The organism is Pectobacterium sp. PL64 (assembly GCF_022477975.1).
Lineage (GTDB): Bacteria > Pseudomonadota > Gammaproteobacteria > Enterobacterales > Enterobacteriaceae > Pectobacterium > Pectobacterium jejuense.
Map to the genome: position 1 here is coordinate 2,922,012 of NZ_CP092070.1, position 26,060 is coordinate 2,948,071.

25 protein-coding genes are annotated in these 26,060 nt (G+C 53.4%); 4 read left to right on the forward strand and 21 right to left on the reverse strand.

All coding sequences use genetic code 11. The annotated features are described in order from the left end of the window. Positions 1-107 precede the first annotated feature (107 nt). From HP572_RS13185 to HP572_RS13200, 4 genes are read right to left on the reverse strand one after another with little or no spacing between them, the layout of a single operon-like run. Entirely contained in the window at positions 108-842 is a 735-nt protein-coding gene (locus HP572_RS13185; RefSeq protein ID WP_205549972.1) for a molybdate ABC transporter substrate-binding protein, read from the reverse strand. Further along, entirely contained in the window at positions 839-1,609 is a 771-nt protein-coding gene (locus tag HP572_RS13190; RefSeq protein WP_240583446.1) for an ABC transporter ATP-binding protein, read from the reverse strand. Before HP572_RS13190 ends, HP572_RS13185 begins: the two co-directional genes overlap by 4 nt. A 1-nt stretch (position 1,610) precedes the next feature. Beyond that, the gene (locus tag HP572_RS13195; protein ID WP_240583447.1) at positions 1,611-2,648 is read right to left on the reverse strand and encodes an iron ABC transporter permease; all 1,038 of its coding nucleotides are present in this window, start codon (positions 2,646-2,648) and stop codon (positions 1,611-1,613) included. Further along, positions 2,645-3,709 (reverse strand): ABC transporter substrate-binding protein, encoded by a 1,065-nt coding sequence (locus tag HP572_RS13200; protein WP_174865158.1) that lies wholly within the window; start codon positions 3,707-3,709, stop codon positions 2,645-2,647. The genes HP572_RS13195 and HP572_RS13200 overlap by 4 nt, the downstream gene beginning before the upstream one ends. 351 nt (positions 3,710-4,060) lie before the next feature. Between HP572_RS13200 and HP572_RS13205 the strand changes: the two genes are divergently transcribed. Continuing rightward, the gene (locus HP572_RS13205) at positions 4,061-5,086 is read left to right on the forward strand and encodes an LLM class flavin-dependent oxidoreductase (RefSeq protein ID WP_240583448.1); all 1,026 of its coding nucleotides are present in this window, start codon (positions 4,061-4,063) and stop codon (positions 5,084-5,086) included. 357 nt (positions 5,087-5,443) lie between these two features. Beyond that, entirely contained in the window at positions 5,444-5,518 is a 75-nt protein-coding gene (gene ypdK, locus HP572_RS13210) for a membrane protein YpdK (RefSeq protein WP_099606229.1), read from the forward strand. A gap of 161 nt (positions 5,519-5,679) precedes the next feature. Here ypdK and HP572_RS13215 read toward each other — a convergent pair whose 3' ends face one another. The 15 genes from HP572_RS13215 to HP572_RS13285 form a co-directional block, all read right to left on the reverse strand. Next, positions 5,680-6,525, reverse strand: a complete 846-nt coding sequence (locus HP572_RS13215) for an A24 family peptidase (RefSeq protein WP_240583449.1) — start codon at positions 6,523-6,525, stop codon at positions 5,680-5,682. 108 nt (positions 6,526-6,633) lie between these two features. Continuing rightward, positions 6,634-7,380 carry a type II secretion system protein N gene (locus HP572_RS13220; RefSeq protein ID WP_240583450.1) on the reverse strand — a complete coding sequence of 249 codons (747 nt, stop codon included), beginning with the start codon at positions 7,378-7,380 and terminating at the stop codon, positions 6,634-6,636. Then, complete coding sequence (gene gspM, locus HP572_RS13225) at positions 7,370-7,864, reverse strand: type II secretion system protein GspM (protein ID WP_240583451.1); 495 nt, start codon at positions 7,862-7,864, stop codon at positions 7,370-7,372. Before gspM ends, HP572_RS13220 begins: the two co-directional genes overlap by 11 nt. Then, positions 7,861-9,138 (reverse strand): type II secretion system protein GspL, encoded by a 1,278-nt coding sequence (gene gspL, locus HP572_RS13230; protein ID WP_240583452.1) that lies wholly within the window; start codon positions 9,136-9,138, stop codon positions 7,861-7,863. The genes gspM and gspL overlap by 4 nt, the downstream gene beginning before the upstream one ends. Then, positions 9,135-10,121, reverse strand: a complete 987-nt coding sequence (gene gspK, locus HP572_RS13235) for a type II secretion system minor pseudopilin GspK (protein ID WP_240583453.1) — start codon at positions 10,119-10,121, stop codon at positions 9,135-9,137. Before gspK ends, gspL begins: the two co-directional genes overlap by 4 nt. Beyond that, on the reverse strand, positions 10,118-10,768 hold the full coding sequence (gspJ, locus tag HP572_RS13240; RefSeq protein WP_205549986.1) for a type II secretion system minor pseudopilin GspJ: 651 nt from the start codon (positions 10,766-10,768) through the stop codon (positions 10,118-10,120). The genes gspK and gspJ overlap by 4 nt, the downstream gene beginning before the upstream one ends. Continuing rightward, positions 10,768-11,133 (reverse strand): type II secretion system minor pseudopilin GspI, encoded by a 366-nt coding sequence (gene gspI, locus HP572_RS13245; protein ID WP_240583454.1) that lies wholly within the window; start codon positions 11,131-11,133, stop codon positions 10,768-10,770. The genes gspJ and gspI overlap by 1 nt, the downstream gene beginning before the upstream one ends. Further along, entirely contained in the window at positions 11,130-11,696 is a 567-nt protein-coding gene (gene gspH / locus HP572_RS13250; RefSeq protein WP_240583455.1) for a type II secretion system minor pseudopilin GspH, read from the reverse strand. Before gspH ends, gspI begins: the two co-directional genes overlap by 4 nt. Before the next feature lie 274 nt (positions 11,697-11,970). Continuing rightward, a complete protein-coding gene (gene gspG, locus HP572_RS13255; RefSeq protein ID WP_048329249.1) occupies positions 11,971-12,441 on the reverse strand; it encodes a type II secretion system major pseudopilin GspG in 471 nt (156 codons plus the stop codon). A 32-nt stretch (positions 12,442-12,473) separates the two neighbouring features. Further along, on the reverse strand, positions 12,474-13,700 hold the full coding sequence (gspF, locus tag HP572_RS13260; RefSeq protein WP_240583456.1) for a type II secretion system inner membrane protein GspF: 1,227 nt from the start codon (positions 13,698-13,700) through the stop codon (positions 12,474-12,476). Between the two features lies 1 nt (position 13,701). Then, positions 13,702-15,198 (reverse strand): type II secretion system ATPase GspE, encoded by a 1,497-nt coding sequence (gene gspE, locus HP572_RS13265; protein WP_240583457.1) that lies wholly within the window; start codon positions 15,196-15,198, stop codon positions 13,702-13,704. After that, complete coding sequence (gene gspD, locus HP572_RS13270; RefSeq protein ID WP_240585753.1) at positions 15,195-17,147, reverse strand: type II secretion system secretin GspD; 1,953 nt, start codon at positions 17,145-17,147, stop codon at positions 15,195-15,197. Before gspD ends, gspE begins: the two co-directional genes overlap by 4 nt. 88 nt (positions 17,148-17,235) lie before the next feature. Next, positions 17,236-18,099 carry a type II secretion system protein GspC gene (gspC, locus tag HP572_RS13275; protein ID WP_240583458.1) on the reverse strand — a complete coding sequence of 288 codons (864 nt, stop codon included), beginning with the start codon at positions 18,097-18,099 and terminating at the stop codon, positions 17,236-17,238. 50 nt (positions 18,100-18,149) lie between these two features. Beyond that, positions 18,150-20,129: a glycosyl hydrolase family 28 protein gene (locus HP572_RS13280; RefSeq protein WP_240583459.1), complete on the reverse strand. Its 1,980-nt coding sequence runs from the start codon at positions 20,127-20,129 to the stop codon at positions 18,150-18,152. A 135-nt stretch (positions 20,130-20,264) separates the two neighbouring features. Further along, positions 20,265-21,833 carry a polysaccharide lyase family 1 protein gene (locus tag HP572_RS13285; protein ID WP_240583460.1) on the reverse strand — a complete coding sequence of 523 codons (1,569 nt, stop codon included), beginning with the start codon at positions 21,831-21,833 and terminating at the stop codon, positions 20,265-20,267. A 529-nt stretch (positions 21,834-22,362) separates the two neighbouring features. On the opposite strand from HP572_RS13285, the gene gspB reads away from it, so the two are divergent. Next, positions 22,363-22,932: a type II secretion system assembly factor GspB gene (gene gspB, locus HP572_RS13290; RefSeq protein ID WP_240583461.1), complete on the forward strand. Its 570-nt coding sequence runs from the start codon at positions 22,363-22,365 to the stop codon at positions 22,930-22,932. Here gspB and gspS read toward each other — a convergent pair. Both gspS and alaC read right to left on the reverse strand, forming a co-directional pair. Beyond that, the gene (gene gspS / locus HP572_RS13295) at positions 22,929-23,342 is read right to left on the reverse strand and encodes a type II secretion system pilot lipoprotein GspS (RefSeq protein WP_240583462.1); all 414 of its coding nucleotides are present in this window, start codon (positions 23,340-23,342) and stop codon (positions 22,929-22,931) included. The two genes, gspB and gspS, sit on opposite strands and share 4 nt — an antisense overlap. A gap of 121 nt (positions 23,343-23,463) precedes the next feature. Beyond that, positions 23,464-24,705: an alanine transaminase gene (gene alaC, locus HP572_RS13300; protein WP_039497602.1), complete on the reverse strand. Its 1,242-nt coding sequence runs from the start codon at positions 24,703-24,705 to the stop codon at positions 23,464-23,466. Between the two features lie 367 nt (positions 24,706-25,072). On the opposite strand from alaC, the gene dgcA reads away from it, so the two are divergent. Then, positions 25,073-26,053 (forward strand): N-acetyl-D-Glu racemase DgcA, encoded by a 981-nt coding sequence (gene dgcA, locus HP572_RS13305; protein ID WP_240583463.1) that lies wholly within the window; start codon positions 25,073-25,075, stop codon positions 26,051-26,053. Positions 26,054-26,060: the final 7 nt, after the last annotated feature.

Sequence of the window (26,060 nt, forward strand, 5' to 3'; positions counted from 1 at the left end):
CCAAGGACGAGATAACGAAAGGTGACGCCGCGCTAAAAAGCGGCGCAGATATGCCGCAATCATAGCAGAGTTCGCCATCGTTGACCGATTTACCTCCAGTTCTGCGACTAAAACCGCGAGGCAAATCCTTTATTCACCAGAAAGTCTTGTCCTTCCGGTGATAAAAGGTAGTTTGCCAGCAGCCGCGCCTCACGTCGGGCCGGCTTCATGACAGCCAGCATATACTCGGCATCAATACGATAGGGATCGGGTAAATGAACCACATGAAGATCCGGTTGATTGAGCAATAGCGGCAGATAGCTCGCATAGCCAATGTGCATATCACTCTGCCCAGTCCGAATCAGGTAACTTCCCGCCGTCATGCCAGCAGGAATGGCATGATCGAGCCCGCCGCCCACCAGCGGTTTCGCTTTGTCGCGCAACTGATTTCCCCAACCTCGATGCAGACGTTCGATGCGATCAAAGAGCTCAAACGCATAATCCCCACCGGGATCGCTGCCGGGCGTTGAGGTTGAAAGCACAAAACGTGGGTCAAGGAGCGCCATCAGCCAGGATTGCGTGGTGAGTTCCGGCACGTTGCGCATCACAATACAAAGGTGGTTGCGCGTAAACACGCTGGTTTCTTCCGCCAGCCCCAGCGCTTTCAAGCGTAAAGGATGCGCACAGTTTGCCGAGGCGAAAATATCCACCGCGTCACCGTGCATAACTTTTTCACTCAGTAGCCCAGCCGGGCCAAAAGTCGGTATCACGTCCACCGCATAACGTTCGCTGAACGTCGCCAACAGCGGAGCAAATGCGAGGCGCAGGCTGCCCGCCGCATACAGGTGAAGGGGATCGGTCATGGTGACTCCGTCATGGTCAATATCGGTATCAGCGCATAATACGGCTGTGGCGCGATGTCCACGCACACCCGTCGCATCGGAATACCATACAGCTGCGACAGGTTATCATCCGTCACAACTTCGTCACAGCGGCCATAAAGATAGTGTTGATTGCCCATCAGCAGCAGTGCCCGATCGGCAATGGCCAGCGCATGCGAGGGATCATGCGTGGTTAGCAGGATACTCAGGCGCTGCGTTTTAGCCAGATGCGTCAATAACCGCAGCACCTGCGCCTGATTTTGCACATCAAGCGCTGCCGTCGGCTCGTCCAGAATCAGCGTCTGACACTCCGAGGCTAACGCACGCGCGATTAAGACGAGCTGCCGCTGCCCGCCGGACAACGCGCTAAACTCACAATCGGCAAGGGAGGCGATTCCCAACATCTCCAAAGCATTCTGAGCTACGGTGATGTCATGCGCAGAAGGCATGGCAAACAGCCGAACACGTGCCGCACGCCCCATCAGCACCATATCCAGAACGCTATAAGAAAACGGCGGTGTGAATATCTGCGGCACAAAGCCAATGTGTCCACCGCACTGGATCGTCCCAGAAAGCGGCGATAAATGCCCCATCAGCGTATTCAGCAGCGTCGTTTTCCCTCTGCCATTCGCGCCCAGAATCGCCGTAATTTCCCCTTCCTGACAGCACAGATTCAGCGGTGAAAAAAAGCCCTGCCCCTGTTGGTAGCCATATACCAGTTCTTCTGTCGATAACCTGATAATCGGCATGCTAACGTCCTCGACTCTGCCGCTGCGTTTTATGCAGTCGCTGTGTTTTATACAGCAGCACGGCAAAAAGTGGCGCACCAAGTAGCGCCGTCAGAATACCCAGCGGAATTTCCGCTTCACTGAGATTACGCGCCAGATCGTCCACCAGCACCATAAATCCGCCTCCCAGCCACAGCGACACCGGCAGCAGGCGACGATGATCGGCACCCACCAGCATGCGTGCGACATGAGGAATTACCAGCCCAATCCAGCCAATACTGCCGCTGACTGCCACCTGCGCGGCGACTATCGCGGCACATAAGCTCAAAATCAGCCAGCGCAAGGGCTGTACGGCGACACCCAGCGCACGCGCATCCTGCTCGCCCATCGACAGCACATTGATGTGCCAACGCAGCCGCAGCAGCAGTCCACCTGCAAGGGCTAACGGCACCACCATGGTCGTCAGCGAGTTCCAGTGTGCGGTGGCAAAGCTGCCTAACAGCCAGAAAACGATACTCGGCAACTTCTCTTCGGTATCCGCCAGATATTGCATCAGGCTGACCAACGCCCCGAAAAAGCCGCTGAGGATGACGCCGGCTAGGATCAGGATCAGCACGTTCTGCCTGCCGAATGCGGCGGCCATCATGAAAATCAGCAAGAGCGCCAGCATGCCGAACGTAAACGCAGACAGCAGCAAAAGCAGCGGCGTCCAGCTTAATAGAATCGCTAGCGTGCCGCCGAAGGCCGCGCCGGCAGACACGCCGATGATATGCGGATCGACCAGCGGGTTACGGAAAACGCCTTGCAGCGTGGCTCCACTCAGCGCCAGCGCCGCGCCTGCACACCAGGCTAATAACACGCGGGGTAAGCGCACGCTCCACACTACTTGCCGTTCGATATCCCCAAGAAGCGGATTGTTGCCAGACAGCGGTTCGGCAAGTATCTGGACGATGCGCCACGGGGATAAGCTAAAACGCCCTATCCCCAGTGAGCACACGGCGATCAACAGCGTGACCACCACCACCGTGAGCAGCGTGATCCGGTAGGTGCGATAACTCATTGCGCCGCAGAGGCGTCCGCACGATAGTCCATACGGTAAAAGCGTTGGTAATACGCATCAGCCGCTTTTTGCATATCGATATCGGCGAAGCGTTCAGGGTATAGCTTTTTCGCCATCCACAGTTCACCAATCGCTAACGCTTCCGGCATCGGGTAGCCCCAGGCTTTGGCATATTCCGGCATCAAATACACGCGATGCTGTTTCACCGCCTCAATCGCCTGCCAGGCCGGATCGTTGACGATCTGCTTCACCACATCTGGGTAGCGATCCTGTACGAAAATTACCTCTGGATTCCAGGCCAGCACATTTTCAATCGACACCTGTTTGAAGCCTTTTATCGATGCCGCCGCCACATTCAGCGCCCCTGCATGCGACATCATCAGGCCGGTATATTTCCCTGAGCCGTAGGTTGTCAGGTCTGGGTTAGCCATATACACGCGGATTCGCTTCTCTTCTGGGATAGACTCCAGACGCGCACTCACGTTTTGCCGCTGCGTAAACGTATAGTCGATCAGCGCTTCCGCCTGTTTCTGACGCTCAACCACATCACCAATCAGCCGAATCCCTGCCTTAAGCCCTTCGTTATACGCCGTGTTTTCATCACCCATCGTAGGATTGATTTTGTCGGCTTCTCCCGGCTGATCCTGACGCAGCGAGATCGCCACAACGGGAATACCCGTTCGCTCAATCTGCGCAATCATTTCCGGCGGCGCATAGTTAGCGACAAAAACCACCTGAGGCGACAGCTTCAGCAGGCTTTCAATATTGACCTGCGTGAGATCGCCCGGCATTGGTAAATCCGCCAGACGCGGAGCCAGCCGCACATAATGCTCGCCCAGCTGTTTCTTCCAACTGGACAGCACACCCACGACGCTCTCTTGTGCATCCAATTGCACCAGCAGGTTTAAGGTTTGATGCTGCAACACCACCACGCGATTAACGTGGTCGGGAATCGTGACATTGCGCCCGAGTTGGTCGGTCACCTGACGCGCCGCCCAAGCGTTAGAAAACACCAAAAACAGCCCGGCAACCCACAGCGTGTAGCCAAATTTCTTTATCATGTTGGTATCCTGATTTTCGCTATATATAAAATGATACAGCGATAGCGACAAAGAAAATACTGATCTCGCTCATAATAATATTTGGATACCAACTTTGGGGTAGAAGAGCCCGAACTGCGTTTTCCGCTAAATCACAACAGGATTATTTACCCGCGCAAATCAGAAAGTGCCCCGTTCAATAGACTATTTATTCTGCGAACGATTAGTCAGATAAACTGAATTATTACGTTAAAAAAATGATATTTATTCTCACTATTAATCGCGTAGAGTGCTTCTATTACTGATCTATAGAACCTTGGTGTGCAGGACGAATATGCTAAATATTTGTCTGAATATAAGGATAAATACCCTATGAAGAAGATTGGCTTTTTATCATTCGGCCACTGGGCACCGTCGCCGCAGTCTGGGACACGTTCCGCCGCTGACGCATTACTGCAATCTATCGACCTTGCCGTTGCCGCTGAAGAGCTGGGTGCTGACGGCGCCTATTTCAGGGTGCACCATTTTGCCCGCCAGCTGGGGTCACCTTTCCCACTGCTGTCCGCGATTGGGGCGAAAACCAAAAACATTGAGATTGGCACTGGTGTCATCGATATGCGCTACGAAAACCCGCTGTACATGGCTGAAAATGCCAGCGCCGCCGATCTCATCTCTGGAGGACGCTTGCAGCTCGGCATCAGCCGTGGCTCGCCAGAACAGGTGATCGATGGCTGGCGCTATTTTGGCTACCAGCCGACAGAAGGGGAATCAGAAGCGGACATGGCACGGCGTCATACCGAAGTGCTGTTGGATGTGCTGCGTGGCGAGGGGTTTGCAAAACCGAATCCACAGCCTATGTTCCCGAATCCGCCGGGCCTTTTGCGTCTGGAACCTTATTCTGATGGGTTACGCGAACGAATCTGGTGGGGTGCCGGATCGAATGCCACGGCAGTATGGGCAGCGAAGCTGGGCATGAACCTGCAAAGCTCCACGCTAAAGGATGATGAAACGGGCGAACCTTTTCATATCCAGCAGGCACAGCAAATTCGTGCCTATCGGGCTGCCTGGGCTGAGGCTGGGCATACGCGCACGCCACGTGTCTCCGTCAGCCGTAGTATTTTTGCATTGATGGATCACCGCGATCGCGCCTATTTCGGCGGAAGCAGTAACGATAGCGACAAGGTGGGTTTTCTGGATGAAAACACACGCGCGATTTTCGGCCGCAGCTATGCCGCCGAACCGGACGCACTCATCCAACAGTTAAAACAGGATGAAGCGATTGCCGAAGCGGATACGCTATTGCTCACGGTGCCGAATCAGCTGGGCGTGGATTACAATGCGCATGTGATCGAATCAATCCTGAAACATGTCGCGCCCGCGATGGGGTGGCGAGCGTAGTCCTGTAGCCTAACGTATTCAAGCCTATCCAATAGGTGCCAAACTAACGATAACACCATCAAAAATCGGGAAGATTTAAGGGCTCTTTTCACTCGAATCCTCCCGGTTTTCCTAGTCCCTGAAACGGTTCAACGCTTTTTAATGCTATTTTGAAAATATAGTTTCTGGACCTCTTGAATTCCCCCCCTCACTCGGCGTAGATTTAGCGCCGATCCCGTCATAACTGGTGTGACTCTGGTGATGACAACGGGAAAGATTACCCTTCGGTGACACCACCGGCAGCGTAATTATTTCCTTCCATAATAAAACGCACAATCGGGATCGTTGCTGGCGTGGTTTCTGCTGGAGAATAAATCGGTGAAGTATTTTTTTATGGGTATCTCATTCTGTTTAGTCGTTTGGGTGAGTACCTTTATGCTGATGGTAGAATAACCTGTCATTTGCCCGGCAAAGATTTATTCATTGAAGGGCACACACAGATAAAGATAAAAAAGGCTGATGGTATTTATACCCTCAGCCTATTTTTATGCCTGCCGATATATGTTTAATCGACGATTGTTCAGTCGATGATTCGGCGTTGCCTTTGTCATTCTCTACAGATTCAATCCGTTCATTATCACGCCAAACACGCCGCCCATTGCCAGCCAGGGGCCAAAGGCCAGCGGTTTAGCCGTACCCTCTTTACGCAATCCGCGCCAGACGAGAGTAACAACCAACCCGCTCAGCGCCGCCACCAGAACCAGATTCGGCAATGCCTGCCAACCCAGCCAGGCACCCAGTGCAGCCAGCAACTTAAAATCACCGTACCCCAGCGCCTCTTTGCCCGTTGCGTATTTGAATACCCAATAAAGTAGCCACAGGGATAAATAACCGGCCATCGCGCCGACGACGGCATCATTCAATGGCACAAATGTCTCCGACAGATTAAACAGCAGCCCTATCCACAGAAGCGACAACGTAAGCACGTCCGGCAGCAGCAGCGTTTTGATATCAATCACGGTTAGCACCAACAGGAAGGACAGCAGAATCAACGCGCCCCACAGCGCCATACCGGGCAGCCAGAGTAAACCAGCCGTCAGAAAAGCCAGCATGGTGATGACTTCCACTAGCGGATATTGTACAGATACCGATTGATGACAGCAGCGGGAGCGGCCACGCAACCACAGCCAGCTGAATAGCGGGATGTTATCCTTCACCGCAATAGCCTGCTGGCAGTGCGGGCAAGACGAAGGCGGCCACCACAGGTTGTAGCGCGTATCAGGATCGGAATCGGTCATGCCCGTTTCAAGCTCGATGTCCTGCCGCCAGCGACGCTCCAGCATAATCGGCAAGCGGTAAATCACCACGTTCAGAAAACTGCCAACAATCAATCCCAACACGCCCAGCGCACCAAACCACCACGCCGGAAACAGCTGTGCAAATTCCCTTAAATCGTCCACGTTAGTCCCTGATTGTTGATAAAGAAACGGTATGAATGAGCAGCTTATTTTTGCGATAGACGACACAGCAATAACAACGAACGTTTTTTCTTACAACGCTCATTCTTATTACAGCAAGCGCCCCTGAAAATTCAGCGTTCTGGCACCCTGTTCATCGGCTTTACCGGTGGTTGCCAGCAACTTTTTCATCGTCGCGGGTAAGTCATTTCCGCTGCTCAGCCGCCCCGTAAAACGATATTCGCCTTTCGGGGTGACGCTGCCTTTGCCAGACAATTGCAGATGTGAGGAAGTCTGCAGCAGGTTCGCTTCTAGCGCGCCTTGCTGGCAGCGTAACGTAGCCTGAGGTGTTGCGAGCACTAACCCACCCAGCGGTGTTTTCACCTTTGCACCTGGCCAAGTGACGTTGGCATCCAGCGACTGGCAGCCTGAGCGGTCGACCGTCGCCTCTTGCAGGTCGAGCTGCACGTTGCCTTCAGCCCCGATGGGCACAATGAAACGCAGATGGCTGAATAAATAGCCCGCTGGCACAGAAAGCTGCCATTGATAAAACTGCGGCTGCTGCCAGCCGCGAATGATCCCGCGGCCTGCAATGCCTTCCGGGTTTTTAAACGCAATCTCCAGCGCGGGCATAAACCCCGAGAAGGTGAGGTTCCAGTGCACATCGTCTAACGTTAGCGTGCGCCAACTAAACCGTTGCAGGTTCCCCTGCCACAGCGTTCCGGCAGCCTCTGCAACCACCATGCCAGCCGGCAAAGGCACTGCGGTGAGCAAGCGGGCAGGCGCATAGCTTGCCAGGAACAGCCCGTAGGCCAGAACCATAGCAATACCTGCGCCGATGCCGGACTTAAGCTTCATCCGCCCGTTCCAGCATCAGTCTGGTGACATCTACCATTCCGGGGCTTTGCTCGACGGCATTCACATCCAGCGATAACACTTTTACGCCATTTTTCTGTTCCAATTCGCCAAGCCAACGCAGCAGACTATTAAAATCACTCTGCCCCAGCGTCACCGATGCCTGACTGCCCTGCGGCTGCAAACGTACGACGCTTAGTCCGTAACGCTTGGTGCTTTGTGAAATCAAAATCGGCAGGCTGACGTCGCGCTGACTATTGTCCCCCTCCGCCTGATTTCCCTGCGGAATCAATGAGGCCTGTTTCTGCATCCAGTTGACGGTCTGCTGCTCGCGGGAAATCGTACGCTCCCACAGATCTTCCCGCTCCTGCCACGGCTGAAGGATAGCGTAATACACCAGACAGAGCAGAAGCACCGCCGCGCACACGACCATAAGCTGACGCTCACGCGGGCTCATCGCCTGCCAACGTTGCCGTAATTCATTCATTGCTGGCTCCTTAACGTTAAGCGGCCTTCAACCCGATCGTTTTCCTGCCGCATCTCTCCCGCCTGTACCTGATAATAAGCGGCAGCCTGCTGCTGAAATTGCTCGAGTTCCTGATATGACGTGCCCTGCAACGCCAGCCGGAATTCACCCGCAGCACCGTCGTAAGACAGCGACTGAATTTTGATCGCGCTATTCTGTGTCATAAGCTGCTGTAAGGGGTTCAATTGATCCAGCAGCGCTTTCCCTGTGCCTCCGGCGGCCGTACGTTGCAGGTGCTGCTGCATCTGCGCGCGCGGGTTAACGACATTCGTCTCGGAAGGGAAAATCTGCCGATAGACACGCACGCTTTCCTGTCGCCAATGTTCAGACTGTTGATAAAGCTGGTAATGCGCCCAGCCAGCATCCGCCACAACCAACAGGAGATAACAGGCAAACGCGATCCCAACGCCGCGCCACGGCAGCAGGGTGTGTTGCCAGGCTTTCTCCGGCGCATAATCGCCCTGTCGCAGATCGACCGAGGCAGGTAAATGCGCCGTTGCCGCCAGCGTGAAGAGGTCCGTTTCCGGCTGCGCCTTCCATTCGCCCTCTTCCTGCCATTCGTACTGCGACAGCTCACCGCCGACCGATGCCGCACTGTAGCTGTATATTGCCGGCAGCGGCATAGACGCTTTCAGCAGGTCGCTGCACCAGGAGGACTCCGCCGCCATGGCATGGCCCGTCGGCTGGCGAAACAGCCACATGTCATCATGCTGCAACGCGCTCCAGCCATCCTGATGTTTCGGCAATACGCGGGCGTCAGGCAATAATGTATCGACGCTGAGGCTCAGCGCATCGCACTGTGCCAGCCAACGCTGCATCCGGTTTTTTTCCACCACGGCAACCATGCCGTCATCACCATGAATTTCCAGCACAGCAAAATGCAGCTTTTCAATTTCCGTCGCTAGCTGGTCTTCCAGCATAAACGGCACGACCTGCGTCAGCTGACGCCGAGCCTGTCGGGGCAGCGTCAGGGTATAAAACGTGACATCAGTGGCCGGAACCAGAACGCGGGTAAATGCCACAGACGGATAGGCCGACAGCGCCTGACGAACCTGTTCGACGCCACCGCGCCCCTGACTCAGTAAACTTTCTCCATTAGATGAACGCACCTGCCATTCGATCTCTCCCAGCTCTTCTACCGGAAGACGAACAATGAGGCACGGATGTCGAGCGACCGTTCCTCGATTTAATGGGGCTTTTGCGGCTTTTTTCTTCCATTTTCCCGCTATTTTCATGGATTCACCGTCCTATATCCTCCATATTGCCGCTGCACGACCTGTACCTTTTGTCCACTCAGATGAAGCAAGCTACGTTGATGAAAATCGCTGTCGCCGACACGCACCTGAAGTTTTACAAAGAACCATTCACTTTTTACTGCCAGCACTCGCTGCGCGGTATTTTTACTATTCGGGGGCAATAATCCGGTTTGTTGCAGAACCTCAATGCTTGCCCACCCCATACGTGGCCGCTGCTGCACCAGCGCTTTTGCCTGCGACATCGTCATTTCGTTCAGGAACACGGCAGATAACAGCGGGGCATCAAATTCGGTTAGCGTATTGATATTAATGGACATCGCATCCACCGGCAGCGCACAGACATAGGGCAACAGCCGACGATAGAGATCGCTATCAACGCCATACACTGAGCGTAATTCACTGATTTCACTCATTCTCTGATTCGCGGTACGATAAGGCACTGGCAACGCAGCATAGACCTCGTCTTCTGCGCCGTTCGCCGATGGATAGTTATCCGCATCAATCCAGTCACGCACCGCGGCGGTAATTTTTTCTGCACGATCCGTTTCCTCGCCCAGATTTTTCAACAGCAAACGAAAAACCTGTGCCGGATAAGGCGTCTTCACCAGCGTGCTTTCGTTATCCACGCCTTGATTAATCGCATTCACATTAAAACAGGTACGTGCATCGCTAATCTGGCCCGTGATTTCGCCACCGTCCACGGGGAAACGCAGTCCCGGCTGCGACCAGTTCTGCCCAGCAAACGTGCGCCCTGGCATATTCCGCGCATCGCGCTGCAATATCTGCCCGCTCAGCGTTTCCGCGCCTAATGCATACCATTTCGCCTGCTGACGGCTCAAATGACTTTCGGTGCGCAAAAACGCTTTGCCCGTGCGTTCCGTAATCACCGCGGCAATCGTCACCATTAATGCCAGAATCAGGAGCACCACCAGCAGTGCCGCGCCGCGCTGATGCGACCTCATTTAACCGGCCCGGTGGTAATCAAGAACATACGCGACATTTCTCCGTAATCCCTTAAGGTCAGCACCACTTCAATCCCTTGTGGCAATTGCGTACTGTTGTCCCAGCGATCGCGCCAGGTTTTATTGCTGAAAAAGCGCAGGCGGAAGCCGTCGACCTGGGTGAGAAGCGGTTTTACGCCGGGATCGAGCCCTTCAATCGGGTCAGGAGTCACATGCGTTAACCGTTCCAGCGTGTGTTCCCGCAGTCGATAGGCCACAGGCTGAAGTTCAGAGCGTGGCAGAATGCCAAACGGATTCTGCCAGCCATTGCGCATAAAGCTGACGCCCCAGTCATCACTTTTTAACTGATCGCGACCGGCGTAAAACATCGAGGTACTTCCTCTGCTGCCGCGTGCGATCATCTGGGAGAAATCGTTGTCCATTTGTGAAAATGCGCGCTGTATTTCAGCCAGACGCTCAGCTTTACGCTGCGAAATTTCATCATTACGCATCACGCCGTTCAGCACCTGAAACGCGCTGAGGCTCAGCGCCGCAAAAATAGCGATCGCCAGAATCATCTCCAACAGCGTAAACCCCTGCTGGCGTTTCTGCCGCGCGGGCTCTCGCCCCCGTCTTGTTTGGCTACACATCCTTGTTTTACTAAACATTATTGCTTCACCACATAAGTGCGCAGGGAAGCATCGGCGGCAAAGGCGTCTTTATTACGTCGCACTTCCACATCCAGCGCTTTGGTCTGAGGGTCACCGGTCTCTACGCCCTGCCAACGCCAATGCCAGCGCAGGCCAGCGAACTGCGTTTCGCCCCTCACCCACGACGCTTCCGGCCAGCGCTGTTCCAGCCGCAGTTGAACCTGCTGGTTTTCCGCCACCCAGCCTGCAAACGTCTTCTCTTCCAGCCGGCTCAGGCTACTTGCCTGTCTGGCTGTCGTTTGCAAAACAGCAATGCCTGCCAGCGCAAAAACGCTCAGCGCGACCAGCACCTCCACCAGCGTCATCCCTTCCTGTCGTCTCATCGTTTCTTACCCTGACTCATCGACGTCACAAATAGTCCGGTGTTATCCACCTGGAGCCAATTCGAGAGCGCTTTGTCTTTAGACTTAACGAGCAGACGGAAAGGCGTGATTTCGCCACCGGGCAAAATCAGGATATCGGGATCGTCACCACTCTGCGTTTTATCCACTTTTTTCCCGTCGGCTTGCAGTAACTCAAGCCGTAATGCCTCGGGCAGCGTCGCCGATGCGCTCACCCGATGCGGTTGCCACGGCTGCCACTTGTAGCCCTGCCAGCGATCGCCGCTCGGGATCGGTATCCCTTCTGATGCAACGGGTCGCTGGAGTTGATAAAACTGCCAGCGATCGGGATGGATACGAACACCCAACATGTATTCATTAACCTGACTGCTTTCAGCGGCAAATTCTAACTGCGCCTGAAAACGAGCCAACTGCCAGGCACTGTCATTCTGACGCTCGGAAGGAAACGCCATGACCACCATGCCAGCGGCGATGCCCGCCAGTAACACGACCAGCATCATTTCCAGCAGAGTGAACCCCTGCTGCTTCCTCGTTGACCGCTTCATTGCGCTTTTGCCGTCCTTTTCCCGCCGCCATCGATAGCAGCTACCCACAACCCATTTGCAACAGTCACCAATAAACACTGGCATAGTTATTTGAGGTTGCCGACAAAGTCCGTATGGCGGTAGTAACGGATAGATCGTAAAGACGCTGTAAATACGTCCCTGTACGCTCGGCTTGCGCCATCCATGGCGCAAACGCTTTACTCTTCTATTCCGTTACTACCGTTCTCGTTCAATAAATAGGTTTGTCAACAATCTGCAACAAAGACCGACGTCTTTATTTCTTATCAAGATTCCAGTTGCCGATGTCATCTTCCGTTCCCGGCATGCCATCTGGCCCCAGAGAGAAGATATCGAGCTTGCCGTGCTGACCAGGGTTCAGCAGTTGATAGTCCGTGCCCCATGGATCCTGCGGCAGGCGGCGAATATAGCCATCGGCTGGGTAGTTACGCGGTTCCGGCTGTACCGTCGGCTTCGTTACCAGCGCCTTCAGCCCCTGCTCTGTGGACGGATAGCGGTTGTTATCCAGCTTGTACATGTCGAGTGCGCTTTCCAGAGAGACAATATCGCTGACGGCTTTTTGCCGATCCGCCTTTTCCTTATTCCCCATCAGATTGGGCACCACCAGACTCGCCAGTACGCCGAGAATGACGATAACCACCATGATCTCCAACAGGGTAAAACCACGCTGGCGATAACCGCTCTGACCATAACTATTTTGTCCACAACCACGCTGAGACTGTTGCATCCTTACTTTTCCTCATTCAATTGTTGGTTCTCTTACGAACTCATTAACGTATTCAGTTGCAGAATCGGTTGTAAAATCGCGAGTACAATAAACAACACCACCGCCGCCATGCTGACCACCAGCAGAGGCTCAAATAACCCCAGTGCCAGCGTCATCTGCGAACTGAATTCCCGATCCTGATTATCCGCCGCCCGCTCCAGCATGCTGTCCAGCTCGCCGCTGCGTTCACCGCTGGCGATCATATGGCGCATCATTGGGGGAAAGAGCGCCGTCTGTTCCAGCGCTTTGTGCAGGCTGACGCCTTCTCGTACCGCATCCGTCGCCAGAGAGAGCCGATGGCGGGCATAGTCATTGCTCATGACATCGCCGCTAATGCGCATCGCCTGTAATAGCGGCACCGCACTGGCGTTAAGAATACTGAGCGTCCGCGCGTAGCGTGCCGTATTTAAGCCACGCGCGATGCGGCCGATCAGCGGTAAATGCAGCAGGCGCCGATGAAAACTGACGCGCCGCTTTTCCTGCCGCAGCATCACGCGGAACGCCATAAACCCAGCCAGCAACGCCAGCAGCATCCACGGCCCAAACGTGCGCACGGCATCGCTCATCCCCATCAATACGCGGGTTGAAAGCGGCAGCGCCTGCTTCATATGAATAAATTGCTCGACAACTTTCGGCACCACGACGGACAGCAAAATGCTGACCACGGCAATCGCGACCACGGTTAACACACACGGGTAGATCATCGCCTGCTGGATGCGGCTGCGCATCTGCTGGCGCTGTTCGGTGTAGTCCGCTAATCGGTTCAACACGGCATCAAGGTGACCGGATGTCTCGCCTGCGGCGACCATCGCGCAATACAGCCGCTCAAAGCTGCTGGGGAAGCATTTCATCGCATCGGCCAGCGAGTGACCTTCCATGACCTTGCTGCGCACCGCCGCCATCAACTGGCTCAGCTGTGGCTTTTCACTCTGTTTCGCCACCGCATCCAGCGCTTCTTCCAGCGGCAACGACGCTGCCACCAGCGTGGCCAACTGGCGAGTCAGTAGCGCCAAATCTGAGGTGCTGATCCGAATTTTGCGACGTAGGGAGAAGCCTGTAGAACCGGATTTCTGCTGATCGCCTCGGTTTTCATCAACCGACAGCGGCACCAGCCCGCGCTCCCGCAATAGCTGACGCGCCTGTCTGGCAGAGTCGGCCTCCTGAGCGCCACGGCATTTTTTCCCCTGCGCATCCAGCGCCTGATAGTGGTACTGTGCCATATCATTCCTCTTTGGTTACGCGGATCACTTCTTCCCAGGTCGTGAGCCCCGCCAGTACCTTATCCAACCCGTCCTGACGGATGGTGGTTCGACTTCCCCCCAGAATCTGCGCAATCGCCATTTCACCGTCACTGCGGTGGATCGCGGCACGGACGTCGTCATTAATCAGCACCAGCTCATGAATACCGATACGTCCCCGGTAGCCGGTAAAGCTACACTGCGGACAGCCAACGGGGTTATGCAGCAGCGTACCGGGCGCGATCCCCATCTGTTCAGCCTGAACCGGATCGACCGGCTGTGGCTGGCTACAGTCAGAGCACAGCGTCCTGACCAGACGCTGCGCGAGTACGCCCAGCAGAGAGGTTGACAGCAGGAAAGGCTCGACGCCCATATCCTGCAAACGGGACAGTGCGCCCAGCGCACTATTGGTATGCAGTGTGGATAACACGAGGTGACCGGTCAGCGAGGCCTGCACGGCAATCTGCGCCGTTTCACCATCACGAATTTCCCCCACCAACACGACGTCCGGGTCCTGGCGCAGAATGGCACGCAGCCCGCGGGCAAACGTCATATCGACCTTGGTATTGACCTGCGTTTGCCCGATGCCTTCCAGTTCATACTCGATGGGATCTTCCACCGTCATGATGTTACGTTCCGAGGCATTCAGGCGGCTGAGCGCGGCGTAAAGCGTGGTACTTTTCCCCGACCCTGTCGGACCGGTGACCAGAATAATGCCATGAGGACGATGGATCAGGCTATCCAGCAGTTGTCGATTGCGTTCCGACATGCCCAGCAGTTCAAGATCAAGCTTAACGCTGTTTTTATCCAGTAAGCGCAGCACAACGCGCTCACCGTAGTTCGACGGCAGCGTAGAGACACGAACGTCAATCGCTCGTCCCCCCACTCGCAGCGCCATACGTCCATCCTGCGGAATACGCTTTTCCGCAATATCCAGCTTTGCCATGACCTTGATACGCGACACCAGCAGCGAAGCCAGCTTACGCTGTGGGCGCAAAATTTCACGCAATACGCCGTCAACGCGGAAGCGGATCAGCAAATAGCGCTCATAGGTTTCGATATGAATATCTGACGCTTTATTCTTAATCGCTTCGGTCAACATGGCGTTGATGAGGCGGATAATCGGCGCGTCGTCGTCGGCATCAAGCAAATCGTCGCTGTCTGGCAATTCCTCCACCAGCGTATAAAAATCCATCTCATTGCCGATGTCTTCCATCAGACGGCGTGCCTCTTCCGAGTCGCGCTGATAGCTAATGACTAATTGCCGTTCAAATTCGTCTTCCGTAACGCGTTCAATCCTAAGCGAACAGCCCGCAATCCGACGCGCCTCCAGCAAGGCAGAGGGCGGCGTTTGCGCGACGCAAATTGTCTGTAGGCTCGCATCATTTTCCCTCTGCAACAGCAGAATTTGCTGCGATCGCGCATAGGCAAAAGGCAGTATCGGGCGTAATTCTATTATCTGGGAGGCAGCGTCACTCATTTCCCGCCCGCCGGATAAAACGCCACAATCGAGGACTGAACCTGACGGAACGTGTAGGCGTTTCCGCCTTCCGGCAAGCGCAGCAAGTCGTTACCCAAAAGCCCCCCTTCACTGCCGTTCACGTCCCGCTGCTTCTCCTCTTCCGCATTGAACGAGTGATACTTACTGGCAGAGGCGCTCTGGTATTGGCTGCGATCGCGAATAATGGAAGGACGGATAAACAGCATCAGGTTACGCTTTTTCGTTTCCGTGCTGTTAGAACGGAACAAATACCCCAGCACGGGAATATCGCCCAACAGGGGCACTTTACTCGCAGACTCATTGGTACTTTTATCCAGCAAGCCGCCCACCACCACGGTTTCGCCGCTGCTGACCAGTACCGCGTTATTAACGGTACGCGTATTGAATGTTGCCCCCAGGTCAGTGCTGCTGCTGGAGGCCGCATCTGCCACGCTAGAGACTTCCTGCTCGATTTCCAGCAGAACAGAGTCACCTTCGTTAATTTGGGGCTTCACTTTCAGTTTGATACCGACCGTTTTGCGTTCCACCGTTTGGAAAACGTTGTCGCCGGATGTCGTCTGCGAACCGGCTAATACCGGCACTTCCTGACCGACGTTAAACGTCGCTTCCATATTGTCCAGCGTCACGATACTGGGCGTCGCCAGAATATCGTTCTTGCTGTTTTTAGACAGCGCCGTCAGCAACATGCTCCAGTTGCCCTGATAGAAACCGGCGGCAATGCCATTGAACTTGCTCAACGCATTCGATGCTGCGGTATTCAGCGTCCCATCACGTCGAAACTGGTCCGCTCCTGCCATCATTGTCGTGATCGGTAACTCCGTATTCGTAAATTGCGTTACCCCGGCATTTTTATTGGCCCATTGAATGCCCAGATTCATTCCATCGGCATCCTGTACTTCCGCGATAATCGCTTCAACCAAGACCTGCGGACGGCGGATATCCAGCTGTGCAATCACCTGTTCCAGATCGCGCATAATGTCCGGTGCGGCATTCACAATCAGGGAGTTGGTTTGCTCGTGTGCCTTAATCGAAATGTCTTTGCGCAGCGCGGGCAGCGCATTTTGCTGATCGGTTTGGATGCTGTCACCGACACCGGTGAGCACTTCGACCAGATCGGTAGCCTTGGCGTATTTGAGGTAGATAACCTTGGTGTTACCCTGTACCGCCTGCTGGCGATCGAGTTGCTTGATCATATCAATCACGCGCTGGCGTGAATTCGGCTCGCCGCGCACCAGCACTGAGTTGGTTCGTTCGTCAGCCACCACGTTGGCGGTCAACATGCCGGGCAAAGCGGATTTCTCATCCATCTTGTTCAGCTCATTCACCATCTTCACCACTTCCGTTGAGGAAGCGTAAGACAACGGTATGCTGGTCACATTCCGATCGCCCGTCTGATCAACGCGTTCGACAATCGTCATCAACCGCTGGATCACCCCCGCGCGACCGGTCATCAGCAGCACGTTCGACGGTTCGTAATGCACTACGCTCCCGGCACCGGCGTTGTCATTCAACTGGCGCAGCAGCGGAGCCAAATCACGCGCGGCGACGTTGTTGACGGGCACGACGCGCGTCACCACTTCATCGCCAATGCCCGGCTGTTCATCCGTGGCCAGTGGCATAGACGTCGATTTCGCATCCTTCGAGCGAATGATTTTCAGGACGTTGTTATCCATCGGAATCACGGTGAACCCATAGACATCCAGCACGCTCAGGAAGAACTGGTAATACTGTTCTTCATTCATCATGTCATAGCTGCGTACGGTAATCGTTCCGCTGACCGACGGATCGATAATGACCGTCTTATTCAGATTCTTACTGACGGTATTAATAAACTCCTGAATATCGGTGCCTTTAAAACTGGCGGAGAATTCGGCGCTCCACGCCAATGATGACGCCATCAGCAAAACGCTCCCGCTGAGCAATAACATACTCTTGCGGCGTACATGACCAAGCCACTGGTTTTTATTCTTCGAAAAAACCTGACGCTTAAAAAATCCCTGTCCCTTGCTAAACAAATTAGTGGTCTCCATCCAGTGCCAGATATATATCCTGCTGTTGACCATCACGTTCGACGGTCAAATTAAATTTGCTCATCCCGGCCAACTGCGCCATCGCCTGCTGTGCCTGATCCGCATCGCGTAAATCCATGCCGTTTAATGACACGGCGAGATCGTTATCCTGCAAGCCTGCGCGGTAGAAAAGATCGGGATTTTTGCCGGGGTTTAACTGATATCCTTTCAGTACTTCTTCTTCCGTGACGGGAGAAATGGTCAGGTAGTCCTGCGCCGAGAAGGGATCTTTTTGTATCTCGTCTTTCACCTGGTTAAATGCGCCAGACGACGACGGTGCGTCATTCGCCTTTTCTTCCTGATACAAATGCAGCGCCTCGTAGCGCCCCTGATACTGGAGCACGACACGATCGGCAGAGATAGTCACAATTTTGGCTTCATAGCCCGGAATGGCATCGCCGACGTTGCGACTGTATTGCTGACTATCTTTAGCGATAATGGCAATCGAACGCTTGGCGTCTCCACTCGCCAACACCCCAGTCAGGCTGATATTTAACGAGGTTAGCGGAATATCGCCGGATAATGCGGCGTCGTTAACCGCAGACGCATCGGCATCGGGGGCCTGGCCGAATAAGGTAAAATCACCCAGTGTAGCGGGTTTTTCTTTCGCCTGGGCAGGCGCGACCGACACGCCAGCAATGCGTGAGTCTTCAGGGAGGAGAAAGCGCCAGGTCAATACGGCCAACTGCTGACAAATCAGCAGCAAAATCAGCCCCAACACAATACGCCGGATCAGCGGAGCGGGCAGTGACCGAAAAGTGGCAACCAACGAATGAAAAGACGGATCTTTAAAAGCTTGCAATCGTGCCATAGGTAATCATCCATAATACTCCCCACGCCGATTAGCGTGGGGAAAATGCCTTATTCCGTTGCGGCTTCCCGGGTGATGGTCTCATCACCACTGGTCGTCAGCGCGGCATCATTATTTACACGGTCTTCGAGCCTGATATTTTCAATATGACCGAAATTCCAGGCTCCCGGTACATTCTCAAAAATGACATTTTTAAATTCACTGTTCTTCAGGAACGTAATGTCCGTCGCTTTTACATTTTTGAATTTTACATTCTCAAAATGCAAGCCTTGGTGATAGGCATCACGTCCAAAAGAGAACTTATACGCATCAGCCATTTCAGCCACGGTCATACCATCGACCATGATACTGTTTTTCTTCGCTGTCCCATCAACCGTGACGTTAGAAACGGTCACATCACGGAACTGCGCGGGTTCAGCGGCAGGCTGGGTATCGTTCACGTCCGCTTTATATTTAATCGTGAACACAAACGGCTCGTTGACAATATCACGCATCGCGTTATTACGGAATACCACGTCACGCGAGCCACCACCATAATAGGGTCGGCTCTTCATGCGCAGGCCAACATCCGTCTTATTCATTACGTTATCTTCAGCAACAATTTTTTCAATCCAGGCACCGGTATGGCTACCCGTAACCACCGCACCATGCCCACGGCGGAAGTAGTTATTGAAAATCCAGGCACCGCTCTGCGCTTTTTGCCCCAGCGTTGCCACTTCGGCACCGTATCCCGCAGCAAAGTTTACGCTGTCATCCCCCGTGTCAAAAAAGTTATTGAATACCATGACGTTCTGGCTGTTGCCGAATTCGATACCATCCGCATTATTCGCGTCATACGTCGTGTGTACCAGCGCATTCATCGCCACATTTTCGGATTCCAGCACCATCACACCGTGGAAAGCTGGGTTCAGAATCGTCAGCCCTTCCAGGTACATGTTGCTCACGCCGCGCAGCGTCATCAGGCTGGAGCGTCGGTTTTTGTACGCCTCATCCAGTAACATTCCTTCAGCAACGGCTTTTGCCGTTTGGTCTTTTGCCAGAATACCGTCACTGCCAACATTGGCGGCTTTGCTCGCACGGTAGAGCGGCAATTCATTCTTTAATTCATCAATTTCAGTAATGTTTGTATCGCTGGCTTTAATGCCACGCGTCCAGCCGTTGCCATCAATGGTGCCCTGCCCGACGATACGAATATTTTTAAAGGTGCCAGCATGACTGCTGCCCTGATCGTCCGCTTCCAGTACGTTAATCAGAGAAGGCGGACGCTTCGGCAATTTAGGTGAACTGTAAGGGTAGAGATAGTAGCCGCGGGCGAGCGGGTAATCGTCACCGTTTGCCGATCCCAGCAATGTGGCGCCTTTCGCGACTTCAAACGTCATGTCGCTGTGCAGGAACAGCGCGCCCGTTTTAAACGTTCCCCCCTCAACGATGACCTTACATCCTTTCGGATACGCGGCTGGCGTACAGTCATCAATCGCCTTCTGAATCGCCACCGTGTCGTTGGTTACGCCATCCCCTTTCGCACCATAGTTGGTCACATTCAGTGAAGCTGGCGTCGCCGTCGTTTTCTGCACGACGGTTTCACTATCAACGGATTCTTTGCCGTCGTCATAAAGCGCACGCACCGTGAAGCGGTATTCCGTTTCCGGTGACAGATTAGCCACCCTGAAATTATGGAAGCTGACGCGGACATGCCAATTATCTGTATCAATCGAATTGTAGAAGTTATCGATATAAGGCTTGGCTGGCGAATGGGTGTTCTGGTTATCAATGGTTCCGCCCAGCAAGGTTCCATTCATGTAGACACGGTAATCCTTAATACCAGCGGCAGGTTTGGTCGGTTTTTCCCAGGCAAGTACCACGCTGCTGTCATCATAAGCCAACGTCGGCACTTTAAGATTTTGTGGCGCGGCGGAACGATCAACACCGACATCCGGCGTTGAGTCACTATCGCTGCATCCGGCAATCAGGCCGCTCAGGACCAATGTTGCACAGAGCGTAAGACGGGTACGAGGTAAAAAGTCAGTCATAGCATTTCCTGTATTTTTACTATTATTTTGCCCGATGTATTTCGCCCTACGGCAGGTTAGTTGCCATAGAGCGAAACCTATCGGCAGAGGGTTTACAGATAAAAATCGAATAAGTAATGGGCTGAATCAGACGATCTACGGCAGAGAAATATCCAGTCTCCCCGCACCGGCATTGTCCAGAACGTATTTCTCAACGGCGGCAATGGATTTCCCTGCGCTATAGGCATAAGGCGGGCTCCATTCCAATTCATTGGTACAGGTTTCCAGCGCCCATGCTGGTACAGCTTTCCCAGAATTCGTAGCTGCGGCCTTCTCGGCCTCTTGCAATGTGCTGCATTTGTCTAATGCGATTTGATTCAAATTGCTTGCCGGATTGCCATTGAACCAGGAGCCATTGTCTTTAAATTTGCTTCCCTTGTAGGCACCGATAATCAGCTTTTCATCCGCCCCGCCGCCCTGAAAATTAAACACGTTACTTTCGGAAAGAATGGATGAATCGAAGCCCATCCCAATGGCATACAGAATGGGGTAGTTCGTATCCGTTGCCCCACGATGGTAGTTATTCAGCAAATGCACCTGACCAAAGCGCACACGCGGTGAACGCTGCACGCTGTTGTCCCATAAATTTCCTTCAAACGTGATTCGGTATTCCCCTTTATCACCATCGCCAGAGCCAATTAATACCGTTTTGTCATGTTGGGCGAAAATGTTGTAGGAGATCGTCAGGTAGTCGGCACCGTCTTCTATATCCAGCAAGCCGTCGTGGCGCTGAATATGCTTACCAAATAGCACCGGTTCTAAATGGTCTGGATATTCACCGTCCGTAAACGTGCAGTGATCGATCCAGACATTTTTGCTGGCATTAATCGACACGGAATCATAACGCGCATTCCAGTTGCCTTTATCGCCGTCGCCCGCATCCCAGGCCGGAGCAAAGTCACGCGGGGCCTGAAACGTAATATTACGGATAATGATATTGCTATTATCCGTTTTGCCGAACGTGTGGCTCAGGGTATTGAGGGATAAATAGCCTTCCACCAGTTTTGCTTCGCTACCCACGCCTAAAATAGTGGTATTTGGCGGTACCTGAAATTGAATCTGCGCCTTCTGGTTGTTGGCATACTGAGAACGTTGACCATTCTGCTTTTTCAACAAGTTAAGTTGTGTGCTGGCCGCCGCCGCGTCACTTCCCCCCGCATCCGCCGTCGCTTTCAGCTGCGCCATATAATCCTGGTCGAACGCTTTGACGTATAAGTCAAAATCAAACGTTGTTTTATTCGGTTTGGTTTTATAATCCTCGGCATTAGCATAGCGCCCATTACCTAAGTCATCACCACGGATAGTACCTTGCCAGTAGATAATTTTGGGTTCTAACTTCGCCTTCAATTCCGCATCGGCATCACCGGCGATATAACGGGGGCTGCGGATATTATTTAATGCGTCTTTTAATTCCTGACGGCTGGTGACAACATAAATGCTATTTTCATGTGCGCCCTCGCCCCCCGTCGTCGCATAAAACTTACCATCCGTATTATGATATTGCGCAGCCCAGCCAAACGGTGCCGTTTTCACCTGTAAATCTGGCGGAGCCGCTTCTACCACCGGCTGCTGACTATTATCACACCCGGAAAGTACGAGCCCGGAAAGGGCAATAGCTACCGCACAGGTGCGTAAACGACCAGTCCCAATAACCGTTCTAAACATGTTATCCCTCAGTATTTTTTAATTATTAAAATAGAAAAATAAATCCGCACAAAACCCTGCGATATTAATCGCATACTTTAAAAGTACTTTTATTCTTAATGTCGTGGCAGATTGGCACGTCCCTTATTGATAAAAAAGCAGCGCACTATCTGTAGTAAAAAACCACATAATAATACTGCCCATTTAGCACTCGGGACTGTTAATTAAATGATGATGGCACCACCCCACGCTGATTGATTATCGAACACCAAAAAGAAACGTTATACCTACAATGGTAAAACATGGTTTCATTAAAGCAAATTCACACGTTTTTTTTGCGACCCGCATCAAGATTCCATCTGTGATTATTATGACTGTAATAGTTTTTAATCAAAATGGAGGAACTGTCACATAACCGAGAGATTCAGTTTTCTGGCTCTTTCTATTTTTTGCAAAATAAGGCAGACGGCACCATCCTACTCACCCGACTTTGGTTTATGATGTGATGCTACACGACCTAAGTACCCCCTCAACACTTAAGGATGAGCGCGTGGATAACGCACCGGACGCACCAACACACTCACAGCCAGCGCTGCTTGCCAGATACCCGATGCCCGGTTATCTGATGGTGATTTATGCTCTGCTTTTTACCACACTCGGCTGGTTCAGCCACCAGCGCTGGGGGAGCCCTGCTTCTCAGACGACTACGTTAGCGGCTCAAGCAGCCATCTTGCCTGCGGCAGAGGAGCAAACGCCAGCAGCACTCGCCGCTGCACCTCATCAGGAAGAGGCCCATACCGATACGCCAGCCTCCTCAGAGAAAAGGACCACGCTGCCGTTACCCGCCATCAGCAACGGTGAGATTCCGCCACTGGCCTACAGTGCACACGTTTACACGTCGGATGAAACCAAGCGCAGCATCACGCTCAACGGCCTGCAATTCCGTGAAGGGGATTCGCCAATAGAAGGGCTGACCATCGAGCAAATCCAGCAGGATATGACCATTTTCAGCGTAGAGGGTGAGGTGTTTATTCTGGAGGCACTGGAAGATTGGCCGGGCGGAAAATTCAACGAAAATGAACGTTCCGCCGACAATGAAAGTGGAAGCGCTGCGCCTTAGCTTTGACTGCGAATGGCATCAATAAACGGCGTCAACGTACGGTTAAATTCCGAACACTGCGCCTCTTTTGGCGTACTGTCTTTCAATAACCCTTGATACAGGCTTTCACTGCGCTGCGGTAAAGCCTGATAGCTCGCGACATTCCAGCCTCGTTGTTTCGCTACAGCCAACGCGACATTGGCAATCGTCGCATCATCAGGTAGATCGCTGCGGTTACACTTCGATTTGAGATAGCGAGTGGCCGCAACCAGCGATGCCAGTTGATTCAGTTGATCGTTAGGAGAAACCGTTACCGCAGAAGACTGACCTGCCACCGTTCCTTTTTGGGCAGACGTTCCTGTTTGTTGGCACCCGGCCAGCGTGACGCAAAGCAGCATTAACGCAGAAATTTTAGACAGAGATAATGACATGACAAACTCATCCTGATTGAGATTAACGGTAGGCATTCTAGCAAATGATAAGCCGCTGTCACGGCATGTTTATGTGCTCCCAGTCAGCCGACCGGGAGCCGCGGTTATCAGGAAATCACTATCAAGCAGCCGTGCCCTTACCAGGTAAGGATTTGGTGGTTGGCAGGAGACCGTCAGCACGGAACATAGCCTTAATACCACGCACCGCCTGCCGAATTCGATCCTGATTCTCAATTAAGGCGAACCGAACATGGGTATCGCCATAATCGCCAAAGCCAATGCCGGGGGAGACACAAACCTTCGCTTCCGACAGCAGTCGTTTGGCAAACTCCAGCGACCCTAGGTGCGCATAGGCTTCAGGAATTTTCGCCCAGACGTACATTGACGCTTTCGGCTCATCAACCATCCAGCCGGCCTCATGCAGACCACGCACCAACACGTTACGGCGCTGGCGATACTGCTCGGCAATATCCCGCACACATTGCTGATCGCCTTCCAACGCCGCAATCGCCGCCACCTGCAACGGCGTGAACGTGCCGTAATCGTGGTAGCTCTTAATCCGCGCCAGCGCGCTGACCAGCTCTGGGTTACCGACCATAAAGCCGATGCGCCAGCCCGCCATGTTGTAGCTTTTTGACAGCGTGAAGAACTCTACCGCGATGTCCTTCGCGCCGGGAACCTGCATGATCGACGGCGCTTTCCAGCCGTCGTACACGATATCGGCATAGGCCAGATCGTGGATCACCAACACGCCGTACTGTTTCGCCAACGCCACAACGCGTTCAAAGAAATCCAGCTCAACACACTGCGCTGTCGGGTTCGACGGAAAACCGAGAATCATCATTTTCGGCTTCGGAATACTCTCGCGGATCGCGCGTTCTAATTCGTTGAAGAAATCGACGCCGTCCACCAGCGGCACAGAACGCACCTGCGCCCCGGCAATCACCGCACCATAAATGTGAATCGGATAGCTTGGGTTAGGCACCAACACCGTATCGCCATGATCCAGCGTTGCAAGCATCAGGTGCGCCAGCCCCTCTTTGGAGCCAATCGTGACGATAGCTTCGCTTTCCGGATCGATATCAACTTCATAACGATCGGCGTACCAGCGGGAGATCGCACGGCGTAAGCGCGGAATACCTCGGGATGTCGAATATCCGTGAGTATCTTCGCGTTGTGCGACCGTACAGAGTTTTTCCACGATATGAGGAGGGGTCGGGCCGTCAGGATTACCCATGCTGAAATCAATAATATCTTCGCCGCGACGACGCGCAGCCATTTTTAATTCAGCAGTAATATTAAATACATACGGGGGAAGACGATCGATGCGCGTAAAACGGCGCGGAGAAGTAGAATCAGCCATAACATCCTCAGATTAACGTGAGCGCCCGGACCGTCCGAGCGACGCAGTGCCTGTAAAAGCACTCTACTCAACATCATTCAAATCGCAGTAAACACGTTTTCGTTAACGACAGCTTTCGTTAACTACAGGGGTACAGGCGACCTGAAGTGTGATGAGCTTATTCAAGCTATCTCAGATAATTCGTCCTGTCGATACCGTGCTCATAAATTTTTCCAGCCCGAAATTAAGCCTCATCAATTTCTGGCTACGATCGCGAAAAATGAAGAATACGCATCGAAAGAAGCATTACACTTGATGACCCGCTCAGGCCTTGTCAATAAGGCGCTTATCCCCTGAGGCACAGGATGGTTAACCCGAGAGTAAGCTTATGACTGAGATGCGATATTTCACCGAGAGTTGGCCAATAGAAGGCGCATTTACCATTTCACGTGGTAGCAAGCGTCAGGCGGATGTCGTTGTGGTGGCAATCCAGTCCGGCAACGTGACAGGCTACGGCGAATGCGTTCCTTATTCACGCTACGGCGAGTCTCTCGACAGCGTCATGGCACAGATTGCCTCACTGGACAGCGACATCCGTAACGGTTTAGATCGGGAGACGCTGCAAACCATCCTGCCCGCAGGCGCGGCACGTAATGCGCTCGATTGCGCCTTCTGGGATCTGGAATGCAAACAGCACCAACAGCGCATTTGGCAGCGTTTGGATCTCCCTTCACCTACCGCGCTGGAGACGGCCTATACGCTATCGCTGGATACGCCAGAGAGTATGCGCCATGCCGCAATACATCATGCCAATCGCCCTCTTCTCAAACTAAAACTGGCAGACGCAAACGATCTGGCCAGAGTTGCTGCCGTGCGCGAAGGCGCGCCATTAGCTCGCCTGATTGTCGATGCCAACGAAGGATGGGATACCGAACGTTATCTAACGCTGGTTCCTGAACTTGCTGCACTTGGCGTAACGATGATCGAACAACCTTTTCCAGCAGGCAAAGATGGTGTGCTGGCAGACTTGCCCCGCCCGATTCCCATCTGTGCCGATGAATCCTGTCATGACAGTCAGTCGCTGGCCGCTCTGGTCGGCCGCTATGACATGATCAACATCAAGCTGGATAAAACCGGCGGACTAACTGAAGCCCTGCGCCTGCGAAAATATGCACAGGAGCAAGGTTTAAAAATTATGGTCGGCTGCATGGTGAGTACATCGCTCTCGATGGCACCCGCCTTTGTCGTGGCACAAGGTGCCGCCGTGGTCGATTTGGATGGCCCACTGCTCTTGCAGCGCGATCGCACTAACGGGCTGCACTATAACGGTAGCGAAATATTACCGCCCGACGCATTATTGTGGGGATAACGCGCGT

What these genes read in the sequence shown, in the direction of transcription:
- HP572_RS13185 (WP_205549972.1), bottom strand. Translation starts at nt 842, where the DNA reads ATGACCGATCCCCTTCACCTGTATGCGGCGGGCAGCCTGCGCCTCGCA.
- HP572_RS13190 (WP_240583446.1), bottom strand. Translation starts at nt 1,609, where the DNA reads ATGCCGATTATCAGGTTATCGACAGAAGAACTGGTATATGGCTACCAA.
- HP572_RS13195 (WP_240583447.1), bottom strand. Translation starts at nt 2,648, where the DNA reads ATGAGTTATCGCACCTACCGGATCACGCTGCTCACGGTGGTGGTGGTC.
- HP572_RS13200 (WP_174865158.1), bottom strand. Translation starts at nt 3,709, where the DNA reads ATGATAAAGAAATTTGGCTACACGCTGTGGGTTGCCGGGCTGTTTTTG.
- HP572_RS13205 (WP_240583448.1), top strand. Translation starts at nt 4,061, where the DNA reads ATGAAGAAGATTGGCTTTTTATCATTCGGCCACTGGGCACCGTCGCCG.
- HP572_RS13220 (WP_240583450.1), bottom strand. Translation starts at nt 7,380, where the DNA reads ATGAAGCTTAAGTCCGGCATCGGCGCAGGTATTGCTATGGTTCTGGCC.
- gspM (WP_240583451.1), bottom strand. Translation starts at nt 7,864, where the DNA reads ATGAATGAATTACGGCAACGTTGGCAGGCGATGAGCCCGCGTGAGCGT.
- gspL (WP_240583452.1), bottom strand. Translation starts at nt 9,138, where the DNA reads ATGAAAATAGCGGGAAAATGGAAGAAAAAAGCCGCAAAAGCCCCATTA.
- gspK (WP_240583453.1), bottom strand. Translation starts at nt 10,121, where the DNA reads ATGAGGTCGCATCAGCGCGGCGCGGCACTGCTGGTGGTGCTCCTGATT.
- gspJ (WP_205549986.1), bottom strand. Translation starts at nt 10,768, where the DNA reads ATGTTTAGTAAAACAAGGATGTGTAGCCAAACAAGACGGGGGCGAGAG.
- gspI (WP_240583454.1), bottom strand. Translation starts at nt 11,133, where the DNA reads ATGAGACGACAGGAAGGGATGACGCTGGTGGAGGTGCTGGTCGCGCTG.
- gspH (WP_240583455.1), bottom strand. Translation starts at nt 11,696, where the DNA reads ATGAAGCGGTCAACGAGGAAGCAGCAGGGGTTCACTCTGCTGGAAATG.
- gspG (WP_048329249.1), bottom strand. Translation starts at nt 12,441, where the DNA reads ATGCAACAGTCTCAGCGTGGTTGTGGACAAAATAGTTATGGTCAGAGC.
- gspF (WP_240583456.1), bottom strand. Translation starts at nt 13,700, where the DNA reads ATGGCACAGTACCACTATCAGGCGCTGGATGCGCAGGGGAAAAAATGC.
- gspE (WP_240583457.1), bottom strand. Translation starts at nt 15,198, where the DNA reads ATGAGTGACGCTGCCTCCCAGATAATAGAATTACGCCCGATACTGCCT.
- gspD (WP_240585753.1), bottom strand. Translation starts at nt 17,147, where the DNA reads ATGTTATTGCTCAGCGGGAGCGTTTTGCTGATGGCGTCATCATTGGCG.
- gspC (WP_240583458.1), bottom strand. Translation starts at nt 18,099, where the DNA reads ATGGCACGATTGCAAGCTTTTAAAGATCCGTCTTTTCATTCGTTGGTT.
- HP572_RS13280 (WP_240583459.1), bottom strand. Translation starts at nt 20,129, where the DNA reads ATGACTGACTTTTTACCTCGTACCCGTCTTACGCTCTGTGCAACATTG.
- HP572_RS13285 (WP_240583460.1), bottom strand. Translation starts at nt 21,833, where the DNA reads ATGTTTAGAACGGTTATTGGGACTGGTCGTTTACGCACCTGTGCGGTA.
- gspS (WP_240583462.1), bottom strand. Translation starts at nt 23,342, where the DNA reads ATGTCATTATCTCTGTCTAAAATTTCTGCGTTAATGCTGCTTTGCGTC.
- alaC (WP_039497602.1), bottom strand. Translation starts at nt 24,705, where the DNA reads ATGGCTGATTCTACTTCTCCGCGCCGTTTTACGCGCATCGATCGTCTT.
- dgcA (WP_240583463.1), top strand. Translation starts at nt 25,073, where the DNA reads ATGACTGAGATGCGATATTTCACCGAGAGTTGGCCAATAGAAGGCGCA.